Annotated in this window: 20 protein-coding genes and 1 tRNA gene; 11 read left to right on the top strand and 10 right to left on the bottom strand. The window is 65.6% G+C overall.

Going from position 1 to position 18,592, the window contains the following annotated elements:
- Positions 1–89: 89 nt before the first annotated feature.
- Positions 90–1,280: a site-2 protease family protein gene (locus AC4EEV_RS01120; RefSeq protein ID WP_491329963.1), complete on the bottom strand. Its 1,191-nt coding sequence runs from the start codon at positions 1,278–1,280 to the stop codon at positions 90–92.
- Positions 1,273–1,956, bottom strand: a complete 684-nt coding sequence (locus tag AC4EEV_RS01115) for an HAD family hydrolase (RefSeq protein ID WP_491330923.1) — start codon at positions 1,954–1,956, stop codon at positions 1,273–1,275. Before AC4EEV_RS01115 ends, AC4EEV_RS01120 begins: the two co-directional genes overlap by 8 nt.
- Before the next feature lie 199 nt (positions 1,957–2,155).
- Between AC4EEV_RS01115 and AC4EEV_RS01110 the strand changes: the two genes are divergently transcribed.
- Positions 2,156–3,061, top strand: coding sequence for a PAC2 family protein (locus AC4EEV_RS01110; RefSeq protein ID WP_018761337.1), 906 nt, complete (start codon positions 2,156–2,158; stop codon positions 3,059–3,061).
- 78 nt (positions 3,062–3,139) lie between these two features.
- Here AC4EEV_RS01110 and mshC read toward each other — a convergent pair whose 3' ends face one another.
- Both mshC and AC4EEV_RS01100 read right to left on the bottom strand, forming a co-directional pair.
- The gene (gene mshC / locus AC4EEV_RS01105) at positions 3,140–4,417 is read right to left on the bottom strand and encodes a cysteine--1-D-myo-inosityl 2-amino-2-deoxy-alpha-D-glucopyranoside ligase (protein WP_491329962.1); all 1,278 of its coding nucleotides are present in this window, start codon (positions 4,415–4,417) and stop codon (positions 3,140–3,142) included.
- A 15-nt stretch (positions 4,418–4,432) separates the two neighbouring features.
- On the bottom strand, positions 4,433–5,266 hold the full coding sequence (locus AC4EEV_RS01100; protein WP_018761335.1) for an undecaprenyl-diphosphate phosphatase: 834 nt from the start codon (positions 5,264–5,266) through the stop codon (positions 4,433–4,435).
- 51 nt (positions 5,267–5,317) lie between these two features.
- Here AC4EEV_RS01100 and AC4EEV_RS01095 point away from each other — a divergent pair, with 51 nt between their 5' ends.
- Positions 5,318–6,247 (top strand): aldo/keto reductase, encoded by a 930-nt coding sequence (locus tag AC4EEV_RS01095; protein WP_491329961.1) that lies wholly within the window; start codon positions 5,318–5,320, stop codon positions 6,245–6,247.
- Between the two features lie 48 nt (positions 6,248–6,295).
- Here the strand turns inward: AC4EEV_RS01095 and AC4EEV_RS01090 are convergent, their stop codons facing one another.
- Positions 6,296–6,559 carry a hypothetical protein gene (locus AC4EEV_RS01090; RefSeq protein WP_018761333.1) on the bottom strand — a complete coding sequence of 88 codons (264 nt, stop codon included), beginning with the start codon at positions 6,557–6,559 and terminating at the stop codon, positions 6,296–6,298.
- Between the two features lie 40 nt (positions 6,560–6,599).
- On the opposite strand from AC4EEV_RS01090, the gene AC4EEV_RS01085 reads away from it, so the two are divergent.
- Complete coding sequence (locus AC4EEV_RS01085; RefSeq protein ID WP_018761332.1) at positions 6,600–6,833, top strand: DUF5703 family protein; 234 nt, start codon at positions 6,600–6,602, stop codon at positions 6,831–6,833.
- Between the two features lie 63 nt (positions 6,834–6,896).
- Here the strand turns inward: AC4EEV_RS01085 and AC4EEV_RS01080 are convergent, their stop codons facing one another.
- A complete protein-coding gene (locus AC4EEV_RS01080) occupies positions 6,897–8,057 on the bottom strand; it encodes an acyl-CoA dehydrogenase family protein (RefSeq protein WP_491329960.1) in 1,161 nt (386 codons plus the stop codon).
- A gap of 9 nt (positions 8,058–8,066) precedes the next feature.
- The gene (locus AC4EEV_RS01075; protein WP_018761330.1) at positions 8,067–9,371 is read right to left on the bottom strand and encodes a M20/M25/M40 family metallo-hydrolase; all 1,305 of its coding nucleotides are present in this window, start codon (positions 9,369–9,371) and stop codon (positions 8,067–8,069) included.
- Positions 9,372–9,540: 169 nt separating this feature from the next.
- Between AC4EEV_RS01075 and AC4EEV_RS01070 the strand changes: the two genes are divergently transcribed.
- Both AC4EEV_RS01070 and AC4EEV_RS01065 read left to right on the top strand, forming a co-directional pair.
- Positions 9,541–9,623, top strand: a tRNA-Leu gene (locus tag AC4EEV_RS01070).
- 119 nt (positions 9,624–9,742) lie between these two features.
- Positions 9,743–10,660 carry an NmrA family NAD(P)-binding protein gene (locus tag AC4EEV_RS01065; protein WP_491329959.1) on the top strand — a complete coding sequence of 306 codons (918 nt, stop codon included), beginning with the start codon at positions 9,743–9,745 and terminating at the stop codon, positions 10,658–10,660.
- Between the two features lie 129 nt (positions 10,661–10,789).
- Here the strand turns inward: AC4EEV_RS01065 and AC4EEV_RS01060 are convergent, their stop codons facing one another.
- Positions 10,790–11,302, bottom strand: coding sequence for a DUF805 domain-containing protein (locus AC4EEV_RS01060; RefSeq protein ID WP_491329958.1), 513 nt, complete (start codon positions 11,300–11,302; stop codon positions 10,790–10,792).
- Between the two features lie 369 nt (positions 11,303–11,671).
- Here AC4EEV_RS01060 and AC4EEV_RS01055 point away from each other — a divergent pair, with 369 nt between their 5' ends.
- A complete protein-coding gene (locus AC4EEV_RS01055; protein ID WP_491329957.1) occupies positions 11,672–13,123 on the top strand; it encodes a phospholipase D family protein in 1,452 nt (483 codons plus the stop codon).
- A gap of 127 nt (positions 13,124–13,250) precedes the next feature.
- Complete coding sequence (locus tag AC4EEV_RS01050; protein WP_491329956.1) at positions 13,251–14,270, top strand: NADPH:quinone reductase; 1,020 nt, start codon at positions 13,251–13,253, stop codon at positions 14,268–14,270.
- Between the two features lie 36 nt (positions 14,271–14,306).
- Here the strand turns inward: AC4EEV_RS01050 and AC4EEV_RS01045 are convergent, their stop codons facing one another.
- Positions 14,307–14,498, bottom strand: coding sequence for a three-helix bundle dimerization domain-containing protein (locus AC4EEV_RS01045; RefSeq protein ID WP_491329955.1), 192 nt, complete (start codon positions 14,496–14,498; stop codon positions 14,307–14,309).
- Positions 14,499–14,665: 167 nt separating this feature from the next.
- On the bottom strand, positions 14,666–14,887 hold the full coding sequence (locus tag AC4EEV_RS01040; RefSeq protein ID WP_018761324.1) for a hypothetical protein: 222 nt from the start codon (positions 14,885–14,887) through the stop codon (positions 14,666–14,668).
- Positions 14,888–15,049: 162 nt separating this feature from the next.
- Here AC4EEV_RS01040 and AC4EEV_RS01035 point away from each other — a divergent pair, with 162 nt between their 5' ends.
- The 4 genes from AC4EEV_RS01035 (at position 15,050) to AC4EEV_RS01020 (ending at position 18,528) form a co-directional block, all read left to right on the top strand.
- The gene (locus tag AC4EEV_RS01035; RefSeq protein WP_018761323.1) at positions 15,050–15,352 is read left to right on the top strand and encodes a DUF4193 domain-containing protein; all 303 of its coding nucleotides are present in this window, start codon (positions 15,050–15,052) and stop codon (positions 15,350–15,352) included.
- 160 nt (positions 15,353–15,512) lie between these two features.
- On the top strand, positions 15,513–16,253 hold the full coding sequence (locus tag AC4EEV_RS01030; RefSeq protein WP_491329954.1) for a M50 family metallopeptidase: 741 nt from the start codon (positions 15,513–15,515) through the stop codon (positions 16,251–16,253).
- A gap of 30 nt (positions 16,254–16,283) precedes the next feature.
- Positions 16,284–17,372 carry a glutathione S-transferase family protein gene (locus AC4EEV_RS01025; protein ID WP_018761321.1) on the top strand — a complete coding sequence of 363 codons (1,089 nt, stop codon included), beginning with the start codon at positions 16,284–16,286 and terminating at the stop codon, positions 17,370–17,372.
- A 46-nt stretch (positions 17,373–17,418) separates the two neighbouring features.
- Positions 17,419–18,528 (top strand): serine hydrolase domain-containing protein, encoded by a 1,110-nt coding sequence (locus AC4EEV_RS01020; protein WP_491329953.1) that lies wholly within the window; start codon positions 17,419–17,421, stop codon positions 18,526–18,528.
- Positions 18,529–18,592: the final 64 nt, after the last annotated feature.

The raw sequence follows: 18,592 nt of genomic DNA, 5'->3' as shown, positions 1-18,592 counted from the left end.
CTCCTGTAAACCTGGTGGTGCCGCGCTCCCCTGGTCCCTCGGGGCGCCAGTTGGCGTTGGCGGCGGCAATGCATGACCGGCAGGTAACTCTACCGGTTCTGGCCCTGAGGGGAGCTATTGTTCCGCGGACTCTTGCCGGTGATGGTTGCGAGGACGGCTTCCTGCGTCAACAGTCCGGTGACCTGTCCATTGTGGTCCACCACCGCATAGTGGCGGCCCGCAACTTGGGACAGGAACTGGACCAGCTCCTGTCCCTTGGACCACTCGGGAACGTACGCGCCGCCCGCGAGCGGGAAGGAAACGGCATCAACCGGCGTCGAATCCGCCGCGGCAGCGGGGACTGACTGGAGTGCCTCCGGGTCCACCACGGCTTGCGGCCGTCCGTCCGGTCCGCAGACCACCACTGCCCTTGCCCCTCCCTCCGAGAGGCGCAGGGCGTCTCCGGCGGTTGCGGTCGCAGGCAGGCCGGCAGCGGGCATGGACAATGCCGCGGCACTGACCAGCGGGAGCCTGCCGCGCAGAGTCCCTTGTTGGATGGACGCCGACGCGCCCATCCACAGGAAGCCGCCAACAAGGATGGTGATCATCAGGAAACTGAAGTCCGGGCTGTCACCGGCAAGGAAGGGGCGTACCAGGAACCAGTAGGCGATGGCGAGGACGATGATCCGCCCGCCCCAGCCGGCGGCAACGGTGCCCTTGGCCTGGCTGCCGGTGGCTTTCCAGACGATGGACTCGACCATCCGGCCCCCGTCCAGCGGAAGGCCAGGAAGGATGTTGAAGACGCCGATGAGGAAGTTGGCCCACATGAAGATGTTCGTCAGGATTTCGGCGACGCTCCCCAGGCTGTTGGTGCCCAGCACCAGCCACGCGCCCCCGGCCAGGACGAAGTTGGCCGCCGGTCCGGCAAGGGCCACCACTACCGAGCGCCCCGGGGAAGCTGTGAAGCTCTCGAACTGGGTGTGGCCGCCCCAGAGGTTCAGGACGATTTTCTGGGTGGGCCAGCCGTAGATTTTCGCGGTGAGGGCGTGGGCCAGTTCATGCACGAGCACAGAGATCAACAGCAGGACGGCGTAGGCGAAAGCGACGAAGTATGCACTGGCGCCCAGCACGGGGTTGTTCCGTGCCAGTACCGGTCCGTACACGATCACCGTGAAGGCCGCAATGACGAACCATGAGTAGGCCAGGACCACGGGGACGCCGGCGATCCGCCCCAGCGGGATCCCTTCGCGGCGCCCGGGGGCCTCCTGGCCGGTGCCAGGCTTCGTGCTGTGCTCAGCCAAGTGGATCACCCGACGCGGGTGCCGCGAGGCCTTGGGGACCCGCACCCACCAGCAGGGCTTCCAGCTCTCCCAGTGACCGGCCGGCCAGGGAGTCCCAGAGCTCGTAGCTCTCATGGTCGGGCAGGGGAACGATGTGCGGCACTGCCACCGTTGCGACCCCGGAGGCAACCGCTGCAGCCACGCCCGGCACGGAATCTTCCAGCGCGACGCAATGGTGGATGCCGAGCTCGGGGTCGGCTTCCTGCAACAACTCCACTGCCGTCAGGTAGGCCTCCGGATGCGGCTTGCCCTGGGTAACGGTGTCACCGGTGACCAGCACGTCGAAGTAGGGCCTGGGAAGGTTGGCCACCACCTCCCGGGCCAGTGGACCTTCGGACATGGTGACCAAGGCGCACCGTACCCCGGCTTGGTGGAGTTCTTCCAACAGCTCACGGGCACCGGGCCGCCACGGCACCTGCTGCTGGACGCTGCTGATGACCTGGGCCGTCAGGGCGTCGATGATGTCGCGGATTTCCAGCTCCACACCCGCCTGCTGCAACAGTCCGGCAGAAAAAGTCAGTGACTGTCCAACCAGCTGCATGGCCTGCTGGTGGCTCCAGGTTCCTCCGTGCGCCTCAACCAGTGCCCGCTCGGCGGCGATCCAGTACGGCTCGGTATCCACGATGGTCCCGTCCATATCCCAGAGGACGGCCTTGAGCGGTGAACTGGCGGCAGGTATTGACATATAGCCAGTCTACGGGGCGTGGCTGGGCGGAGGCTGTGGGCTACGCCCTTGGCGAATATGACGCGGCAGGGGTGCCACAAGGACGGGTTTACGGGGATTTGCGGCGCTTCAATCCATGCACGACCAAGCACCTTGGACGTAGGGTGAAGAAATGAATAGCTTCGAGGGAGCCACGGCGGAAGAGGGTGCCGGACCCGAGCGGGAACGGTTCCTCCAGCCGGTGGCAGACGGACAGCGCGTAACGGTGATGCTTGCCGCCTTTGAAGGGTGGAACGACGCCGGAGAAGCGGCCAGCGATTCGTTGCGCTACCTGAACAAATTGTGGGGCGGCAAGAAAGTCGCCTCCATCGATGCTGACGAGTACTACGACTTTCAGTTCACGCGCCCCACCGTCCGCAGGAACGCGGCAGGCGAACGGAAGATCAAGTGGCCTTCCACCCGGATCTACAAAGCCAGCGCGCCAAATTCCAATGTGGATGTCATCTTTGTGCAGGGCACCGAGCCATCCTATAAATGGCGCGCCTACACCGCTGAGCTGCTGGTTCATGCGGAAGCGCTGCACGTGGATTACGTGGTCCTCGTCGGAGCGCTCCTGGCGGATGTCCCGCACAGCCGCCCGATTCCGGTGAGCACGTCCTCCGACGACGCCCCGCTCCGGGAGCGGATGGACTTGGAAGCGTCCCAATACGAAGGGCCAGTGGGCATTGTCGGCGTGCTGTCCGAGGTGTCCCTGCTGGCAGGCATTCCCACCGTGTCCTTGTGGGCTGCCGTACCGCACTACGTGGCCCAGGCACCCTCGCCCAAGGCCCAGCTCGCCCTCCTGCACCGGATCGAGGAACTCCTCCAGGTGCCCCTGGATACCCATGAGCTGGCCGAGGAGGCCGAGGCGTGGGAGCGCGGGGTGGATGAGTTGGCCACGGAGGACCCGGAGATCGCCGCCTACGTGCGCCAGTTGGAGGAAGCCAAGGACACCGCCGATCTGCCCGAAGCGAGCGGCGAGTCCATTGCCCGGGAATTCGAGCGGTATTTGAAGCGGCGGGGCCAGGACAGGGGCTGAAACCCGCCGGACGCGGAAAGGGCCTGGCCCGGAGGAATCCGGGCCAGGCCCTTTTTGTGCCGCCCGAAGCGGAGTTCGTTACAGCTGGATGCCCAGGAGGGCGTCCACCGCGTCCTTGACCAGGGCGGCGTCGGCGGCGCTGGCAGCAGCGCCGGCATCATTGGCTTTGCGTGCCCACCGGGATACGGCGGCAACCGCTGCGGGCGCGTTGAGGTCCGCTGCCAGCGCTTCGCGCATCTCGGCCAGGAGCGCCGTCCCCGAACCTGCGGGGGCATGCTGCAGGGCAGTCCGCCATGCCGCGAGGTCTGCCTTGGCCGCGGAGAACCCTTCATCCGTCCACGACCAGTCGGAACGGTAATGGTGGGACAGGATCGCCAGCCGGATGGCAGCCGGGTCCTCGCCGGCGGCACGGAGCTTCGAAACCAGCACCAGGTTGCCTTTGGACTTGCTCATCTTCTCGCCGTCCAACCCCACCATGCCGGCGTGTGCGTAGTGCTTCGCCAGGGGGACTCCAGCCAGTGAGTAGGCGTGGCCGGCGCCCATTTCGTGGTGCGGGAAGATCAGGTCGGAGCCGCCGCCCTGCACGGTGAATGGTGACGGGAGGTACTTCTGCGCAATGACGGTGCATTCGATGTGCCAGCCGGGCCGGCCTGGGCCCAGGCTTCCACCGGGCCAGCTTGGTTCGCCGTCCCGCGCCACCCGCCACAGCAACGGATCCAGGGCCTGCCGCTTTCCGGCGCGCCCCGGGTCGCCGCCACGTTCGGCGAAAAGCTCCAGCATGGCGCTTTCACCCAGGTGGGAAATGGCGCCCAGTGCCCACGCGTCAGGTGCGGTTGACTGCTTGCCGGCTGCTTCGACGTCGTAATAGACGTCTCCGTCGGGTTCGCCGTTGCTGCCGCCCACTGTGTAGGCCAGGCCCATGCTCACCAGCCGTTCCACTTCGGGCACGATCAGCCCGATGGACTCAACAGCGCCAACGTAGTGGTCCGGCGCCAGGACGTTGAGGGCTTCCATGTCGGTCTGGAAGAGCTCCACCTGTTGTGCGGCCAAATCGCGCCAGTCAACCCCGGTGGCGGTGGCGCGCTCGAGCAGGGGGTCGTCCACGTCGGTGACGTTCTGGACATAGGACACCTCGCTGCCGGCGTCGCGCCACGAACGGTTCAGCAGGTCGAAGGCGACGTAGCTGGCGGCGTGACCCATGTGGGTTGCGTCGTAGGGGGTGATGCCGCAGACGTACATGGAGGGCCTGGCCTCCGGTTCGAGGGCCACTTCGCGGCCTGCCGCAGTGTCGAACAGCCGGATGGCGGGCATGTTTCCGGGCAGGACGGGAACGGGGCGGGAAGTCCAGGATTTCACAGGTAAAGCCTAGTCCTAGGCGCTGATGACGTTGAAACCGAGGAGGAGGTAGAGGGCGAGGCCAAGGAAGATCCGGTACCAGACAAACAGCCTGTAGCTGCGGGTGGAGACAAACTTCAGGAACCAGCCGATGATCACGTACCCCACCACCAGTGCGATCACGGTGGCCAGGGCGGTCTCCGGCAGACCGAACGGCCCCGTAATGCCTTCCTTGGTGACCACTTTGTAGAGCTGGTAGAGCCCGCTGCCGAAAACGGCGGGGATGGCGAGCAGGAAGGAATACCGGGCGGCGGCCTCACGGGTATAGCCCATCAGGAGTCCGGCGGTAATGGTGCCGCCGGAGCGTGACACGCCCGGGATCAGGGCCATGGCTTGGGCCAGGCCGTAAAAGATGCCGTGCTTGTAGGTCAGGTGGGCCAGGTCCCGCTTCTGGGCGCCGATGGCGTCCGCCACGGCGAGGATGAGGCCAAAGACAATCAGCATGGTGGCAACGATCCACATGCTGCGCAGGACCGATTCGATCTGGTCCTGGAAGAGCAGCCCCAGCACGATGATCGGCAGGCTGCCCAGAATCACCAGCCAGCCCATGCGGGCATCGGGATCCTGCCGCGGCACTTTGCCGGCCAGTGAGCCTGCCCAGGCTTTGACGATGCGGACAATGTCACGCCAGAAGTAGATCAGCACGGCTGTTTCTGTGCCCAGCTGGGTGATGGCCGTAAAAGCTGCACCCGGATCCTGCGCGTTGGGAAGGAATTCCCCCACAATCCGCAGGTGTGCGCTCGATGAAATCGGTAGAAATTCGGTCAGTCCCTGCACTAGGCCCAGCAGGGCCGCTTCAAACCAGTTCACGCTAAGACCCTACGGCATGGCGGTGGCGCTTCTGCCCGTAAGCTTGCTGCTATGCAGCAGCGTTACGTCGGCAACAGTGGATTGCGAGTTTCAGCCCTCTCCCTGGGCACCCGTTCCTGGGGCCGGGAGACCGACGAGCAGGACGCCTCCGAGATGCTGCGGACGTTCCTTGGTGCGGGCGGCCGGCATGTGGACACGTCCGCGTCCTACGCTGGCGGGGGCTCCGAAGCGATCCTGGGCGCGCTGCTGGGCGACGTGGTATCCCGCACGGAAATTTCCATCTCCACCAAAGCGGGAATGACGACGCCGGATGGCCGGCGCGCCGTGGATACCTCACGGAATGCGATGCTCACCGGGCTGGACGCCAGCCTGGCCAGGCTGGGCACGGATTACGTGGACCTCTGGTTCGCCGAAGAGTGGGATGGAAACGTTCCCCTCGAGGAGACGCTGGCAGCACTGGAGTTCGCTGTCCGGTCGGGCCGGGCCCGTTACGCCGGAATCTCCAATTTCAAAGGCTGGCAGGCGGCTAAGGCTGCGGCGATCAGCAGCGTTCCGCTCGTGGCCGCCCAGGCCGAGTATTCGTTCCTTAACAGGTCGGCGGAATCGGAACTCATGCCGGCCCTCGAAGACGCCGGGCTGGGCCTGATGGCCTGGGGCCCTCTGGGCAGGGGTGTCCTCACGGGCAAATACCGGGGCAGCATTCCGGCCGGTTCGCGCGGCGCCTCCGCGGGCGAGGCCGATTACGTGGAGCCCTACCTGGAAGAGAAGCCGTCCCGCATCGTGGACGCCGTGTGCATGGCAGCCAACGGGTTGGGACGTTCACCGCAGGATGTCTCATTGTCCTGGCTGCTGTCCCAGCACGGCGTCGCCACAGTTGTTGTCGGGGCCCGCACGAACGTGCAGTTGAAAGAGATCCTCGACGCCCAGCTCTCCCCGCTGCCGCCCCAAATTGCCAGGGCGCTCGAAGACGTTTCCGCCTAGCGACCCACCACCGGGATCCCGCGGGCTCCAGAGTCTTTCCCCGCTGCGCTATTCCTCGACAATCTCCAGGTCTTCGTCGTCGTCCACGTCGGCTTCATCATCGTCGTCTTCATCGTCGAACACCTGCAACGGGGTAACTTCGTTGTAGGCCTCATAGAGGGCGTCTTCATAAACTTCGAACGCATCTGCAACTGCAAAAAAGGCTGCCTCCACGGAGGGGTCACCGTCCCCGCGCCGGTTCGATGCTGCTATAAGGTGTTCTTCCAAAGCGGTGGTCAGGGACGAAAGCGCGACACGCGGATCGATGCTCATGACTTCACGTTAGCCGGAAAAGGACGAAAATGGAGAGCAAATGAAGGAGCAATTTCTCACCAGCTCAGTCCAGCGGGAGCGGGACTATTTACGGCAGTACGAATACCTCGTACTGACGCTCAGCCCTGAGGATTCCCTGCCGGAGGCGCGGCGCCGCCTGGTGGAACACTCCGAGTACGGCAAATGGGAATTGGAACGCAGCAAGCTTTACATGGGCGGCGGCCGGCGGTTTTGGCTGCGCCGCCGGGTCATGCAGGTCCAACGCACCGTGTAGGGCGGGCTTTGGGGAACCAGCGGCCCTTGGGGGAACGAACGGGAGCAGGTGCCCCGCGCCGGGTTACTCCTCCAGGGGACCGAGCCAGGCGTTGGCGACGGTGTTGTGGGCTGACTCATCGTCGGAAGGGTGGAACATGCCGGCCAGCACGTCCCTGTACAGCCGCTCCAGTTCGGAGCCCCTGAAATAGCTGGATCCGCCGCTGACCCGGATGGCCAGGTCCACTACCCGCCTGGCGGTTTCGGTCGCATTAACCTTCAGCCCCACCAGCTTGGGGAACCACTGGGACCCGTGATCAGCCAGCGCGTCGACGTCCGCCGCCACGGCGTCCAGCTGGGGGTAGAGCGCATCCATGGCCATGGCCGCTTCGGCGACTTTCCAGCGGATATCGGGGTCCTGGGCGTAGCTGCGTCCGCCGTTCTTGAACGATGTGCGCCGCTTTGCCGTCTCCACGCCCACTGTCAGGGCACGCTCCCCCAGCCCCGTATAGACGGCGGCGAGGAGCGTCTCGAAGCAGGCGAAGATGGCGAAGATGAGGGGGTCGGCGTTGGGCCCCACCGGCAGCTTCCGAAAGATCCGGTCCGCCGGTACTGCCGCGCCTTCCAGCACCGTGGTGGCGGACTGGCTGGCCCGCATGCCCAGCGTGTTCCAATCGTCAAGGATCCGGTAGCCCGGCGATCCGCGGCGGATGAATCCATGGACAAGCTCTCCCGCTCCATCCCTGGCCGCAGGGTCCTTGCCGAAGATCCCGAGGCGGGTCCAGGCAGGCGACAAGCTCGTGAAGATTTTCGTTCCGGTAAACGTGTACCCGCCGTCCGCGGCCGGCGCCGCGATGGTCCGTGAGTCAAAGAGGACGGAGTCGTTGCCCGCCTCGGAGTTGCCGAACGCAAACACTTCGCCCTGCGCGGCTTCTTCCAGGACAAAGGACAAGGAGTCGTCGCCCCGGGCGGCCAGGACATGTGCGACGCCGGTCCAGACCAGGTGCATATTGACTGCCAGTGCGGTGGCGGGGGCAGCCGTTGCCAGCCTGCGCTGGCACTGCGCCGCCGCCCGGAGCCCAAGGCCCGGACCGCCGTCGGACGCCGGCACGAAGAGCTTCAGGTATCCCGCAGCCGCCAACTCCTCCAAATCCTCGTGGAAGAAGGCGTTGTCCCGGTCGTAACCGGCCGCGCGTTGCCGGATCCGCTCCAGGAGAGCGTCCGGCAGCAGCTGTTCCGGAGTCACAGCCGTCCCCTAGTAGTTGGTCAGCAGGGTGTTCAGCACCCGTGCGCCGAATTTGAGGGAATCGGCCGGGACCCGCTCGTCCACCCCATGGAACATACCAGTGAAGTCGAGCTCGTCCGGAAGCATCAACGGTGCGAAGCCGTAGCCGGTGATCCCCAGCCGGCTGAGCGACTTGTTGTCCGTGCCACCGGAGAGGGTGTAGGGCAGCACTTTGGCGCCCGGGTCCTCCTTGTGGAGGGCATCGATCATGGAGTCCACCAAATTCCCGGCGAAGGGAACCTCCAATGAGACGTCGTTGTGGACATAGCTCACATCCACGCCGGTGCCGGCGAGCTCGCGGACGATTTCCAGGACCTGCTGTTCCTGGCCGGGCAGCGTGCGGCAGTCGACAAGGGCTTCGGCTGACTCCGGAATGACGTTGTGCTTGTAACCGCCCTTGAGGAGGGTGGGGTTGGTGGTGTTCTGCAGGGTGGCGCCGACGAAGCGGGCCACGGTGCCAAGCTGGTCCAGCAAGAGGTCCGGGTTGTCGGCGTCGAACTCCACTCCGGTGAGTTCAGTCACTCCGTCAAGGAACTGGCGGGTCGTGGGGGTGAGCTCGATGGGCCATTTGTACTCGCCGATGCGGGTGACAGCCGCGGCCAGTCGGGTGATGGCGTTGTCCGTGTTGATCTGCGAGCCGTGGCCGGCCCTGCCATGGGCCACCAGCCGAAGCCAGGAGATCCCCTTCTCGGCGGTTTGCAGCAAGTAGGTGCGCTGGCCGCCGATGGTGGCGGAGAAACCGCCCACCTCCGAGATTGCCTCGGTGGCGCCCTCGAAGAGTTCGGGACGGTTGTCCACGGCGTACCGGGCGCCGTAGACGCCGCCGGCCTCCTCATCGGCGAAAAACGCAAAGATGATGTCGCGCTTGGGCTTCCTGCCGTCCCGGGCGAAGCTGCGCATGACGGACAGGATCATGGCATCCATGTCCTTCATGTCGACGGCGCCGCGTCCCCAGATAAGCCCGTCCTTCAGTTCCGCGCCGAACGGGTCCACTGACCACTGGTCACGCAGGGCGGGCACGACGTCCAAGTGGCCGTGGACCACCAGGGCACTTGCCGAAGGGTCCTCCCCCGCCAAGCGGCTCACAACACTGGCGCGGCCCGGGGCGGATTCGAAGATCTCCGCGTCCAATCCCACTTCCTCGATCAGCCCTGCGGTGTATTCAGCAGCTGCCCGCTCGCCCGGACCCGATCCGTCACCGTAGTTGGACGTGTCGATCCGGATGAGTTCCTGGCAAATCCGGACAACTTCATCCTCGGGCAGGACGTCAGGCATTGGTATCTCCTTGGTAGGGAATGACTGGGTGGCACGAGCTGAACCGCTGTCCTCAGCCTACCCATTCGGCCCGATTCGTTCTTCCCGAAAAGTCATGTTAGAGTTTTTCTCGCTGCTTCGGAGAGGCGCGAAACGCTGAAAGGCGGGACGGCTTCCCGAAATACCACCTGCGCGGGTGGCGGAATGGCAGACGCGCTAGCTTGAGGTGCTAGTCCTCGAAAGGGGGTGGGGGTTCAAGTCCCCCTCCGCGCACATTGGGAAACCTCGGAAAATCAATGATTTTCCGGGGTTTTTCTGTATCCGGGCAACCCCAGGCGATCCCCGGGGTTCCTTCCCGGCGTCGCACCACCAATCCCACCGGGAAGGCAGCCATGACTACCAGTACCGTCCTTGTCGCCGGAGCCACCGGCGATCTCGGCCAACGTATTGTTCGTGAGCTGCTGCGCCACGACACGCTCGTCCGGGTCCTTACCCGTCCCGGGAGCGGCAGGGCGCAGAAAGTCTTCGGCGGGGCGGATCGCGTGCAGGTCCGCGAGGCCGTCTACACGGACCACGCCGGCCTCGTCTCTGCCCTGTCCGGCGTCGACACGGTCATCTCGGCTGTCAGCGGGGCGCGTCCGGTCATCATCGACGCGCAAAGGTCGCTCCTCGCAGCCGCCATCGAGGCAGGTGTGGCGCGGTTCATCCCGTCGGATTACTCCGCCGACTACCGTCGCGTCACTCCCGGCAGCAACCGGAACTTCGAGCTCCGCCGTGATTTCGCCGCGGAACTCGACGCCGCTCCCCTCCGCGTGACGTCCGTCCTGAACGGTGCGTTTGCGGACATGCTCACCGGGCAGGCGCCCATGATCCTGTTCTCGCGCCGCCGGGTCCTCTACTGGTCCTCAGCCGACCAAATCCTCGACTTCACCACCAAAGATGATGTGGCACGCGTCGTCGCGCTTGTCGCGCTCGACAAGGACGCGCCCCGGGTTGTCGAAGTGGCCGGTGACCGGGTCACTGCCCGTTCCGTTGCCCGGACCATGACCGAACTCACGGGAAAGCCCTTTGCGCTGCAGTGGGCCGGAACCACCGGGACCCTGTCGGCGATGGGCAGGATCGGCCGCCGCTTCTCGAAGGACAGGGAGGGAACCTTTCCGGCCTGGCAGGGCATGCAGTATTTCTTCAGCATGTTCAGCGGCCAGGCCGAACTCCGCCATGTCGACAACCACCGGTACGGGCCGCACCGGTGGACTTCGGTCCGCGATGTCCTCCAAGGTCACCTGGCACGGACAACGGCCGATCGCTGATCCCAAACGCTGCAGCCGCTACCTGCCGCCACCCGGGAATGCGACGGGCCCAAGACATGAAAGAGGGGAAGACCATGGTGGTCTTCCCCTCTTCCTTACCCCTGCCTTTCCGGCGGGCCGGCAGCTGGGTTATTGAGTGGGCTGGTCGAACCGCTGCCCGGCCGGGTCCGGCCCCATGAGGGTGAAGACCAGCAGGACGATCGCTCCCGCGAACGGAATGAGTCCCAGCAGGATCAGCCAGCCGCTCTTGTTGCTGTCATGCAGGCGGCGGACCGTCAGGGCCAGCGACGGGACGATGGTGGCCAGGCCCCAGATCATGCCCAGGATCAGTCCGACAACTGCACCAGGACCCAGCTGCGGAGCGCTGCCGTAAGTCGACGTTGACGCCACCATGCCGGAGCTGATGATGATGTTCAGGACGATGCCGACGATGATGGCGACGAGCGTCCACCACCAGTATTCGCTCCTGCTGGCCCGGCCGGAGAAGGCTGCATACTTCTTGAAGAACCGCTTGACCGCCACCGGGAACGGGGCGCCATAGTAAGGGGCCCAGAGAGGGGGTTCCCCGCCGGGCCAGGACTGCTGGGACGGATACTGCTGCGGCGGATAGGGCTGCTGCGACGGGTATTGCGGATAGCTCAAGGTTTCCCCCAGGTGTCAGAAGTGACTGGAACGTGCTCATCGTACTGTCGATGCGGTCGAAATAGCCTGCACAGGGGTAACAATTTTCCCAATTTTCCCCGGAACAACAAGGAAACGGCCGCTCCCGGAGATACCGCCGCGGGCCGCGTCCATGGGCTAGTTTGGGAACGAAGCGGCCTGCCCCGGGGCCCCGACAAGGAGCGCCGATTGGACAACATCGCCCGCAAGTGGTTTTTGAGCAGGTCCGAGCGCGGAAATCCTGCCAGTGCCGTGCAAGCGTTGAACGACGGATCACCAGCGTGGTCAGAGGGAAACCTGGTGCGGCCCTTGATTCACGGGGCGTCCTACTTTTCCCGCTTGCACGGGGAATTGTCGGCTCTCAAGGCCGGTGACCGGGTGTGGTTCACGGACTGGCGGGGGGATGCCGATGAGCGGCTTTCCGCTGACGGCCCAACGATTGGCACGCTGCTGGCGGAGCTGGCCCGGGCAGGGGTGGAAGTCCGTGGACTCGTTTGGCGGTCCCATGGAGAGCGGATATCGGCCCCCATCAGTGGACGCTCCAACGAACTGCTCAGCAGGCGAATCAACGATGCAGGCGGCGAAGCGCTGCTGGACCAGCGGGTGCGCCTCTTCGGTTCCCATCACCAGAAACTGGTGGTGATCCGCCGTCGCGACGACCCATCGAAGGACGTCGCTTTCGTTGGCGGGCTGGACCTCTCACACAGCCGCCGGGATGACGCCCGCCATGGCGGTGACCCGCAGGCGGTGAAGATGGACCCCAAGTACGGTCAGCGGCCCCCCTGGCACGACGCCGCGCTGGAGCTGCGTGGCCCCGTAGTGGCTGATGTCCTGGCGGTCTTCGCTGAACGCTGGAACGATCCCCACCCGTTGGACCGGCACACGCCATACCGCATGTTGCTGCAGCGCCTGGCCCGGATGCCCCGTCACCCCCGGCCCCTGCCTGACGCTGCCCCACCCCCGCCGCCGGCGGGCCCGCACGCAGTCCAGCTGCTGCGTACGTACGGCCGGAAGCATCCACCCTTCCCGTTCGCTCCCAACGGCGAGCGCAGCATTGCCCGCGCCTACGCGAAAGCCTTCTCGCAGGCCCGTTCCCTCATCTACATCGAGGACCAGTATTTGTGGTCAACAGATGTCGCGGCCGGAATCGCAACCGCGTTGGAGCGCAACCCTTCGCTCCAGGTGATCATCGTCGTCCCTCGCTATCCGGACTCTGACGGTCGGCTGGGCGGCCCGCCCAGGCGGCTGGGCCAACAGCGTGCCGTCTCCATGATCCGGCGGGCCGCACCGGACCGGGTTGGCGTCTTCGACCTGGAGAACAGCGACAGCACGCCGATCTACGTCCACGCCAAAATCTGCATTATCGACGACACCTGGTTTACCTGCGGATCGGACAATTTCAACCGCCGGTCCTGGACCACTGACAGCGAACTGACGTGCGCCGTCGTCGATACCTCCCAACCGGAAAGAGGCAGCCCCGGCGAGGCCGGCCAACCTGCCCGACCCGGGCCGTTGGCCAGGGAGCTACGGATCCAGCTGTGGACCGAGCACCTGGGGCTGGACCCCGACGACCCGCGGCTCCTTGAGCCGACGGCCGGCCTGGACTTGTGGAACAGCACTGCCGATGCCCTTGCGCAGTGGCACCGAAACGGGCGCCGCGCTCCTCGGCCTCCCGGACAGGTGCAGCGCCACACCATGGAGCCCCTGCCGCCCCTCCACCGGCTCTGGGCCGATCCCCTGTACCGGCTTGTCGTGGACCCGGACGGGCGCCCTCGGTCCCTCCGCGGCACAGACCGGTTCTAGGCGCCGGAAGCAGGAAGGTTTCGCGCCACGCAACGGGGGCCACGCGGCACGAACAACCTGCAGTGGCACTGTGCGGGCGCGGTAAGTTGGAGCGGTACTTACAGCCGAGCGTGGATAGGGAGAAGACATGAAGGCCATCGTGTACGAAGAGACGGGCCCATCGGCGGTCCTGAAGCTCCGCGACAGGCCCTTGGTGGACCCCGGCCAGGACGAGGTCAGGGTCCGGCTGCTGGTGTCCGGAGTGAACCCTACTGACTGGAAGTCACGCTCCGGCGGCGGGAGCAGGAAACTGGACGCGCCCAAGGTTCCCAACCAGGACGGAGCCGGGGTGATCGATGCCGTAGGTGCCGGGGTAGCCGGGTTCGGCGTCGGGGACCGTGTCTGGCTCTGGGATGTCGCGTGGGGCGGCAACGAAGGCACCGCACAGGAGTACGTCACTGTCCCGGCCGGAAAGGTTGTGCCTCTTCCGGACGGAGAGTCCTTTGACGCCGGCGCCTCACTCGGCATCCCTGCTTTGACTGCCCACCGGGCCCTCACCTTAAGCGAAGGCGGACCGTCCCGGCTCTCCCCCGGGGCCCTGGCCGGACGGACCGTCCTTGTCACCGGCGGCGCGGGGGCAGTGGGTCATGCAGCCATCCAGTTGGCACGATGGGCCGGGGCAACCGTCATCACCACCGTCAGCGGCGACCACAAAGCGGAACTGGCCCGGCGGGCGGGAGCAGGCACGGTCATCAATTACCGGACCGACGACGTGGTGCGTGCTGTCCGCGACGCGGCCCCGGACGGTGTGGACACCATTGTGGAGGTTAACGCTCCGGCAAACATCGAGGCAGGCCTGGAGGTGCTCAAGCCGGGCGGGACGATCTCCGTCTACGCCGCAAACCCCGGGGAGTCACTGACCGTGCCCATCCGCGAGGGCATGACGAAAAACGTCCGGCTGCAATTCATCCTCACCTACACGGTGACTGACGAACAGAAACGGGATGCGGTTGCTGCGGTCTCCGGAGCCCTTGAGGCCGGCGCGCTCCGGGTCGGCGAAGACTACGGGCTGCCGCTGACCCGCTTCCCCCTTGAAGAGACCGCCGCTGCGCACGACGCCGTTGAACAGGGCATCGTCGGAAAGGTGCTCATCGACGTCGCGCCGTAACCGGCGGGGACCGGCGGCGGCGACGCCGCCTGGGCACTATTGCGAAAGCCGGTCCCTCGCCGCATGCTCGACAAGCACCGGTATGAAAGCGCGCACCCTCCCGGTATCAAGGATGCTGTGCTCCTGCTGCACCACGTCTTCGATCTGCTCCCTGGACAGCGTAGGAAACCTCGCTGCCAACCGGTCAACCACTTGGCCGAGGGCCCGCAATTCTTCGCTTACTCCCATCGTGAAAGTGTCAGCGGCGTTGAGAACCCCGTCAAGACTTGACTATGCAGCCGGCTTTGCGGTGTGTGGAGGGCTCCCAGGGAGCGTGTTCAACGGCGGGCGCCGAGCCGCACCGGGCAGCCTCGCCGCCCGCCTGGTCGCCGTGCGCCCACCTGCCCCCCAAGCCGTCAGTGCGGATGCAACCTGCGGGGACGGGAGTGGCGGTGGATACGCGAACCGGCCACGGCAGGCCGGTACTCGATCCGACGTTTCTCCGTCCGGACATCACGCCGTTCCTGGCGCCGCGCTTTGCGTTCCGGACGGTCAATGGCGGACAGGATGGTCAGCGTCACCGCCATCCACAGGAGTGCGGTCCCCAACACCAAAGCGATCTCCAGCTCCGTGCTCATAGTCCCAATTTTAGGGCCCCACGGCTCCGGCTGACCCTGCGCAGATCCACATCGAAGCCGCCTAAATCCACAGCGTCCGCGGCGCTTCCTATTGGGGAATACGGGCCGGATGCTGTACGTTTCATACCCGACAGCCAATCAAAGAAAAGAGAAGCACCTAAAGTGGCAACCGATTACGATGAACTGCGTTCCGACGTCAAGGAATCGCAGGACAACTCACTTGAGCAGCTCCAGTCAGCAAATGCTCCCGACGCCCGCAGTGTTGTGCAGGAGTTGGACGAAGCTGACGGGCTGGACGGCGCCGGCGTCCCTGGCGGCGAATTCGTCGCTGAGGAACTCGTAGTCCAGGTCATTCCGCAGGCAGAGGACGAATTCACCTGCTACTCCTGTTTCCTGGTCCGGCACCGGTCCCAGATTGCGCGCCAGAAAGACGGCCACAGCTACTGCACTGAGTGCGAAGGCTAGGAAGAAACAGTTCCGGGCGAAACACCTGGACCCTCGTGAAAACCATCCGGAAGGCACGCCGCACAAGGCGTGCCTTCCGGTTTTAAGCGTTCACCCAGACAAAGTGGGTAACGTGACGTCAAGGAACTTACGACGACGACCCGGCAGCCAGGAGGCAGCGTTGGACAGCCCAGCTGGCGTATGGAACACCTTCGCGACGGCCTTCTCCCAGGCACCCGTGCCCAACATCACCTGGGTAGAGATGTTGCTGTCCCTGGCAGCAGCCACGGCGCTGTCCATCCCGCGCCGTTCCTGGCGCTACTTTGGACTCCTTGCCACCGCAACTCACGAACTGGGCCACGCGGTTGCCGCCTTAACCTCGGGCCAGCGGCTGTCCGGGATCCGGCTCCGTCTGGACCACTCCGGAACAACGACTGCCTACAGCCGGAGCCGTGTTGCCGCTGCCTGGTCGTGTTTCTGGGGCTATCCGGTCCCGGCACTCGTTGGTGCGGCGTTCGTGTGGTGCGGAGTCACCGGGTGGGGTGCCGCAGCCATGGCGGCAAGCGTGGTGGTCCTGGCCGCGTCAATACTGTTCCTCCGCAACGTTGCCGGATTCCTCATCACCCTGACCGCCATGGCCGGCGCCGCTGCCCTCACGTTCCTGGCAACGGCCTCGGCTGCCGGACATGCCGCCGTCATCTTCGGCCTCGCCTTGCTCGTGGCCGCAGTCCGGGACCTGGCCAAACTCACCCACGTCCACCTCCGGCGTCGCGACCGCCTGGAAAGTTCCGACGCATACCTGCTGTACCGCGCCACCTCCGTGCCGTCCGCCGTCTGGATCACCATCTTCAGCGCGCTCGTGGCCGGCTCATGGCTTGCGGCCTGGCTGCCCGTCTCCCGGATCCTGCTTGGCGGCGCCTGAATTGTTGAGCCGGACGCATACGCTAGTGCCATGAGCCAGGAAACCGACAGCAGTCCCACAGCGACGGACCACAGCACCGAGCACAGCACCCGAGGCGCATATGTGACCGGCGGTGCGGAGTTCACCCGTGACACCAACTACATCGAAGACCGCATTACCAGGGATGCCGCCCCCGGCAGCAACGGTGAACCCGGCTGGCCGGTGGAAGCGGGACGGTACCGGCTCATTGCAGCCAGGGCTTGCCCGTGGGCCAACCGAACGGTCATAGTCCGCAGGCTGCTGGGCCTTGAAGACGTCATCTCGCTGGGCCAGCCCGGACCTACCCACGATGCCCGGTCCTGGACGTTCGACCTCGATCCCGGTGGCGTTGATCCCGTCCTGGGCATTGAGCGCATCCAGGAGGCCTATTTCAAGCGTTTCCCTGACTATCCACGGGGCATCACCGTCCCCGCCGTCGTGGATATACCAACCGGCGAAGTCGTGACCAACAACTTCCCGCAGATCACACTCGACTTTTCCACCGAATGGGTGGATTTCCACCGGCCGGGCGCACCGGAACTCTACCCGGAGCACCTCCGCGGGGAGATCGACCGGATCAACAAGCGCGTCTTCACCGAAGTCAACAACGGCGTCTACCGCTGCGGTTTCGCCGGTTCGCAGGAGGCCTACGACGCCGCGTACGACCGGCTCTGGACCGCCCTGGACTGGCTCGAAGAGCGGCTCTCACGCCAGCGGTACCTCGTCGGCGATACCATCACCGAAGCGGACGTCAGGCTCTTCACCACGCTGGCCCGCTTCGACGCCGTCTACCACGGCCACTTCAAGTGCAACCGGCAAAAGCTCAGTGAGATGCCCGCGCTCTGGGGCTACGCCCGGGACCTGTTCCAAACTCCAGGCTTCGGTGATACCACCGACTTCGTCCAGATCAAGCAGCATTACTACATCGTCCACGAGGACATCAACCCCACCGGGATCGTACCGAAGGGGCCGGACCTGGCTGGCTGGCTGACCCCGCATGGCCGCGAAGCGCTTGGCGGCCGGCCCTTCGGAGACGGCACGCCGCCGGGTCCGGTACGGCCGGGCGAAGAAGTGGCTGCCGGACACGGAGCCGTGGGCTAGTCCGCAAAGTCCGGGCAGGAAATCGCTTTCCCCTATGCTGGGAGGCATGCAGACTTCCCTTGGCTTCGTCGCCCCCGGATACGAGAACGTGCTGGCCTTGTTCGAGACCCTGCTCGCTGAGGACCCCCGGTACAGCGCCCAACTGGCGGCCTACCAGGGATCCCGGCAGGTGGTCCGGCTGACTGGAGGCCCGGACATGGCGCCGGACACCCTGACGGGGGCGTACTCCTGTTCAAAGGGCGTCGGTGCGATGGTCATCGCACTGCTGGTCCAGGACGGCCTCCTCGATTTGGACCGTCCGGTGGCCCACTACTGGCCGGAGTTCGCCGCCCACGGCAAAGACAGGCTACTGGTCCGGGAAGCCCTGTCCCATCAGGCCGGATTATTGGGTATCGACGGCGGGTTCGGGCTCACCGAGTTCACCACGCCCGAGGCTGCGGCGCGGCTCGCCGCGTCACCGCCCCTCTGGGAGCCGGGGCGGCAGTTCGGATATCACGCCCTCACTATTGGAATTCTGATGGAGGAGCTGTGCCGACGCACCGCCGGCGAGCCATTGCAGGCTGTCTACGAAGCAAGGATCCGCGCGCCCCACGGCGTGGACTTCTTCCTCGGCCTGCCGGAAGAACTGGAACCGCGGTACCGGGACGTCCTCTACCAGGACACCCCCGACCAGGGATGGGTGGACCCGCTGAGCCTGGAAGGGATTAACGGCAACGCACCCGTCAGCACCATCATGGAGCTGCCGAACATCCGCGCAATCCGGGCAGCAGGCATGTCCGCGGCCGGAGGAGTGGGATCCGCCGAGGGGCTGGCCCGCCTCTACGCCGCCGCAACCACCGGCGTCGACGGCGGCCGTCCCTTCCTCGAGGCCACAACCATCGAAGCAATGTCACGGGAACAGGTGTGGGGCCTTGACCGGTCCTCTGGGCTCGATAATGCGTTCGCCGTCGTCTTCATGAAACCGCACCCGTCAAGGAACTTCGGCAGCCACCGCGCATTCGGGCATGAGGGAGCGAACGCTGCCCTTGGCTTTGCGGATCCCTCCTACGCCCTTGGCTTCGGATATGTCCCCCGCCGCCAGGAGGAAGGGCGGACCCCGGGCAGGGCCCACCGGCTGGCCTCCGAAGTGCGGCGTTCCGCGGCCGGCTTGTCCTGACGGGATGCCGGCCTTACTGTGGCCGGATGGGCAATACTCAAGCACGACCGGACGCACGGTGGGC

The organism is Pseudarthrobacter sp. MOO14 (assembly GCF_058267675.1).
The sequence above is the reverse complement of the archived record's forward strand: the minus strand, read 5'-3'. Positions and strand labels throughout refer to the sequence as shown.

What these genes read in the sequence shown, in the direction of transcription:
- AC4EEV_RS01095 (WP_491329961.1), top strand. Translation starts at nt 5,318, where the DNA reads ATGCAGCAGCGTTACGTCGGCAACAGTGGATTGCGAGTTTCAGCCCTC.
- AC4EEV_RS01110 (WP_018761337.1), top strand. Translation starts at nt 2,156, where the DNA reads ATGAATAGCTTCGAGGGAGCCACGGCGGAAGAGGGTGCCGGACCCGAG.
- AC4EEV_RS01020 (WP_491329953.1), top strand. Translation starts at nt 17,419, where the DNA reads ATGCAGACTTCCCTTGGCTTCGTCGCCCCCGGATACGAGAACGTGCTG.
- AC4EEV_RS01085 (WP_018761332.1), top strand. Translation starts at nt 6,600, where the DNA reads ATGAAGGAGCAATTTCTCACCAGCTCAGTCCAGCGGGAGCGGGACTAT.
- AC4EEV_RS01090 (WP_018761333.1), bottom strand. Translation starts at nt 6,559, where the DNA reads ATGAGCATCGATCCGCGTGTCGCGCTTTCGTCCCTGACCACCGCTTTG.
- AC4EEV_RS01050 (WP_491329956.1), top strand. Translation starts at nt 13,251, where the DNA reads ATGAAGGCCATCGTGTACGAAGAGACGGGCCCATCGGCGGTCCTGAAG.
- AC4EEV_RS01025 (WP_018761321.1), top strand. Translation starts at nt 16,284, where the DNA reads ATGAGCCAGGAAACCGACAGCAGTCCCACAGCGACGGACCACAGCACC.
- AC4EEV_RS01115 (WP_491330923.1), bottom strand. Translation starts at nt 1,956, where the DNA reads ATGGACGGGACCATCGTGGATACCGAGCCGTACTGGATCGCCGCCGAG.
- AC4EEV_RS01040 (WP_018761324.1), bottom strand. Translation starts at nt 14,887, where the DNA reads ATGAGCACGGAGCTGGAGATCGCTTTGGTGTTGGGGACCGCACTCCTG.
- AC4EEV_RS01065 (WP_491329959.1), top strand. Translation starts at nt 9,743, where the DNA reads ATGACTACCAGTACCGTCCTTGTCGCCGGAGCCACCGGCGATCTCGGC.
- AC4EEV_RS01075 (WP_018761330.1), bottom strand. Translation starts at nt 9,371, where the DNA reads ATGCCTGACGTCCTGCCCGAGGATGAAGTTGTCCGGATTTGCCAGGAA.
- AC4EEV_RS01045 (WP_491329955.1), bottom strand. Translation starts at nt 14,498, where the DNA reads ATGGGAGTAAGCGAAGAATTGCGGGCCCTCGGCCAAGTGGTTGACCGG.